This window comes from Mesorhizobium amorphae (assembly GCF_014843845.1).
GTDB classification, from domain to species: Bacteria; Pseudomonadota; Alphaproteobacteria; order Rhizobiales; family Rhizobiaceae; genus Mesorhizobium; species Mesorhizobium amorphae_A.
This window is the reverse complement of record NZ_JHQS01000110.1, coordinates 1-2936: the sequence shown is the minus strand read 5'-3', so window position 1 is coordinate 2936 and position 2936 is coordinate 1. Positions and strand designations below refer to the sequence as shown.

Sequence of the window (2936 nt, the reverse complement as noted above, 5' to 3'; positions counted from 1 at the left end):
GCCCTCGCCTGATATCCCTGTCAGCGGTCCCTTCACGTCCAACCTCAGATAACGTGACAGCGCCCGCCTATCGCATCAATCTGACCGGCGAGAGCATGCGAAGACAGCGCTCGCCTGTCGCAACCGAAAACACCGAAGCTTGACCTGAAACAAAACCCAACCTCGACCGGATCAAGCTGATCTTCTGGGACAACACCGGCGTGTGCGGCTGGACGAGGACAAGTTCCACTGGCCGAAGGTTGAGGACGGCGTGATGCGGCTGACGGCCGCAACTGTCAGCGCTCATTGAAGGAACCGATTGGCGGCGTGTCCACGAGGCGCGCCGGACGCGTGTTCCGGTGCAGGCGGGTAATCTGCTGCGAAGTGAATCAGCCCGGATTCCGCTGTCGGCCGCGGCCGGTGAATATGCTGTGGTCTTGCCCATCAGGGCGATGACTGCTGACCAGCTTCCCGACGATCCGGATGCGCTGAAGGCGATGGTGATGGCGCGCGACGTCGAGAATGCCCGTCATCATCAACGAGCCGAAACGCTGCCTGAAGAGGCAGCGGATCGGCCCCGCTCAGTCACTGCCCAGTTGCAAGGGTCGAAACTTGCAGTTGCCGCAGCGCCGGCGTCGGCCGAGGGTGCACCGACGTTGTAGGGTCCGGACTCATAACCAGTAGCTGACGATTGCCGCGAGGCAGACGGCGGCGAGGAAGCTCGTCGCCGATCGATCGTATCGTGTCGCAATGCGGCGGAAATCCTTGAGCCGTCCAAACATCCGCTCGATGGCGTTGCGATCGCGGTATAGGAATGGCGAGAAGCAGTTCTTCCAGCGTCGGTTAGCTTTCGGCGGAATGTTCGGCATCGTCCCTTTGCCCTCGACCTTGTGCCGGATGGCATTGGTGTCATAGCCCTTGTCGGCGTGCAGGATCGGGCTCTTCGGCATCTGCTCCAGAAGCAAATCCGCGGCACTGCAATCGGCGACCTGGCCACCGGTCAAAAGGAAAGCGATTGGGCGGCACAGGCCGTCGGTCAGGGCGTGGATTTTCGTGGTTCGACCACCGCGCGATCGGCCGATCGCCTGATTTTGTTCACCTCCTTTGCCGCCTGAGGCACATCGATGCGCCTTCACCGCCGAGGAGTCGATAAGCACCTCCGCGGGTGGTCCGCTAGCCGAGACCAAGGCATGGAAGATGTCGACCCAGACGCCCTTGGCCGCCCATCGGACGAAGCGGTTGTAGAGCGTCTTGCGCGGGCCGTAGGCATCCGGTGCGTCAACCCAACGACCACCTGACTTCAGGACATGCACGATACCGCTGATCACCCGGCGATCATCAACCCGCGGCTTCCCGCGTGTGTCAGTTGGCAAGAGCGCCACGAGCCGCCCAAACTGCTCCTCGGTCAGCCAGAAATAGTCGCGATTCATCCGTGTGGTCTCCCTTTGGAGACGTGAATCACGAAGCAGATCCCGACGAAATCCCTGTTGATTCCGTGCCCCCTTTGGACCACGATCCCTAGATCGGGCAAAGGCCGCGACCGGATGGTGGACTCAGGGGGATCGCAATGCCCAACGCTTTCACTACTCTCGTCGGCATAGAAATCCCGATTGTCCAGGCGCCAATGGGTGGAGCTACGTCTCCGCAATTCGCGGCCGCGGTTAGCAATGCAGGCGGTCTCGGGATGCTCGCCCTCGGCTGGAGTCCGCCCGAAGCGGTACGCGCAGAAATTCGGGCCACCAAGGCCCTGACCGAGCGACCATTCGGCGTCAATCTCTTGTTGACTTATCCGCAGGAGGAGCGCCTCGCGATCTGCTTGGAAGAAGGCGTGTCGGTAGTCTCATTTTTCTGGGGCCAGGCAGGTTCGCTGACGGCTGCGGCGCATCGTGGCGGGGCAATGGTGCTGCATACGGCAGGAAGCGCCGAACAGGCTCGGATATCAGCCGAGGATGGCGCGGACGCAATCGTCGCGCAAGGCTGGGAGGCCGGTGGCCACGTTTACGGTAGAGTTGCCACGATGGCGTTGGTCCCGGTAGTTGTTGACCAGGTCGCGCCGGTCCCCGTTCTTGCCGCCGGTGGCATTGCGGATGGACGCGGTCTAGCCGCGGCGATGGCACTTGGTGCCGCGGGCGCCTGGATCGGTACCCGCTTTCTCGCGAGCATCGAAGCTCCAATCCACCCGCGCTATCGCGACCGCATCCTCACAGCTAAGGAGACGGACACAGAATACGGGACTGTTTTCGATGTCGGCTGGCCCGACGCTCCGCACCGTAGCCTCCGCAACAAAACGATTGAAGCTTGGGAGGCAGCCGGACGCCCGCCGGTGGGTAGGCGTCCCCACGAAGGCGCGGTCGTTGCAAAGTCGCCACATGGTGATGTGGTTTCATACCAATCTCACACGCCGGGATCGGGTGACGAGGGCGATATTGATGCCCTTGCTCTATGGTCGGGCCAAGGCGTCAGCCTCGTCCGCCACGTCCAGCCCGCCGCCGAGATTGTCCGCGAAATTAGCGACGAGGCGCGGGCAATACTCGCACGGCTTGGGAACGATCCATCTTTCTAAAGCTCACGTGGGAAGTACCGCCGATCTCAATCGCGGACTTATGGGTCCGGACCCTAGCTGAGCTTCCACGGATTGCTGGAAATGCTCGCAAGGAATGAGGGACACACCGGTCCAGCCGTCCTCCCGTACTCCTGCTGACGATGATCGAGCCCCCTCCCCGCAGGCCGCGGCTCGATCGGAATAGCTTGGGTCGGCTGAAAAACACGATCATCAAGCCGCGTTGCTGGCTAATCTCACGCTTTCATTGCTCGAAAACAGCCGGCGTTCCAACTTGCTCAACCTTTCGCCACCATTCGGACCAACTACGACCGTCTCGCTGATGGAGATGCCTTCGCCTGATGTAACCATATGGAAGACCATTCCTTCTTCCAGGACCCACTCGGAGTTTGGAAGA

Annotated in this window: 3 protein-coding genes and 1 pseudogene; 2 read left to right on the top strand and 2 right to left on the bottom strand. The window is 61.5% G+C overall.

What is annotated here, in order from left to right; translation table 11 throughout:
• Positions 1-338 precede the first annotated feature (338 nt).
• A complete protein-coding gene (locus DH08_RS30275; RefSeq protein WP_192182919.1) occupies positions 339-641 on the top strand; it encodes a hypothetical protein in 303 nt (100 codons plus the stop codon).
• A 9-nt stretch (positions 642-650) separates the two neighbouring features.
• On the opposite strand, the gene DH08_RS30270 is transcribed toward DH08_RS30275, so the two are convergent.
• The gene (locus DH08_RS30270; RefSeq protein WP_192182918.1) at positions 651-1409 is read right to left on the bottom strand and encodes an IS5 family transposase; all 759 of its coding nucleotides are present in this window, start codon (positions 1407-1409) and stop codon (positions 651-653) included.
• 137 nt (positions 1410-1546) lie between these two features.
• Between DH08_RS30270 and DH08_RS30265 the strand changes: the two genes are divergently transcribed.
• A complete protein-coding gene (locus DH08_RS30265; protein ID WP_192182917.1) occupies positions 1547-2542 on the top strand; it encodes an NAD(P)H-dependent flavin oxidoreductase in 996 nt (331 codons plus the stop codon).
• Positions 2543-2752: 210 nt separating this feature from the next.
• Here DH08_RS30265 and DH08_RS35880 read toward each other — a convergent pair.
• A pseudogene (locus tag DH08_RS35880) lies at positions 2753-2936 on the bottom strand (M24 family metallopeptidase); the annotation flags it as partial.

Bases quoted from the DNA above. Each gene is read 5' to 3' on its own strand.
- DH08_RS30265 (WP_192182917.1), top strand. From the start codon at position 1,547: ATGCCCAACGCTTTCACTACTCTCGTCGGCATAGAAATCCCGATTGTC.
- DH08_RS30270 (WP_192182918.1), bottom strand. From the start codon at position 1,409: ATGAATCGCGACTATTTCTGGCTGACCGAGGAGCAGTTTGGGCGGCTC.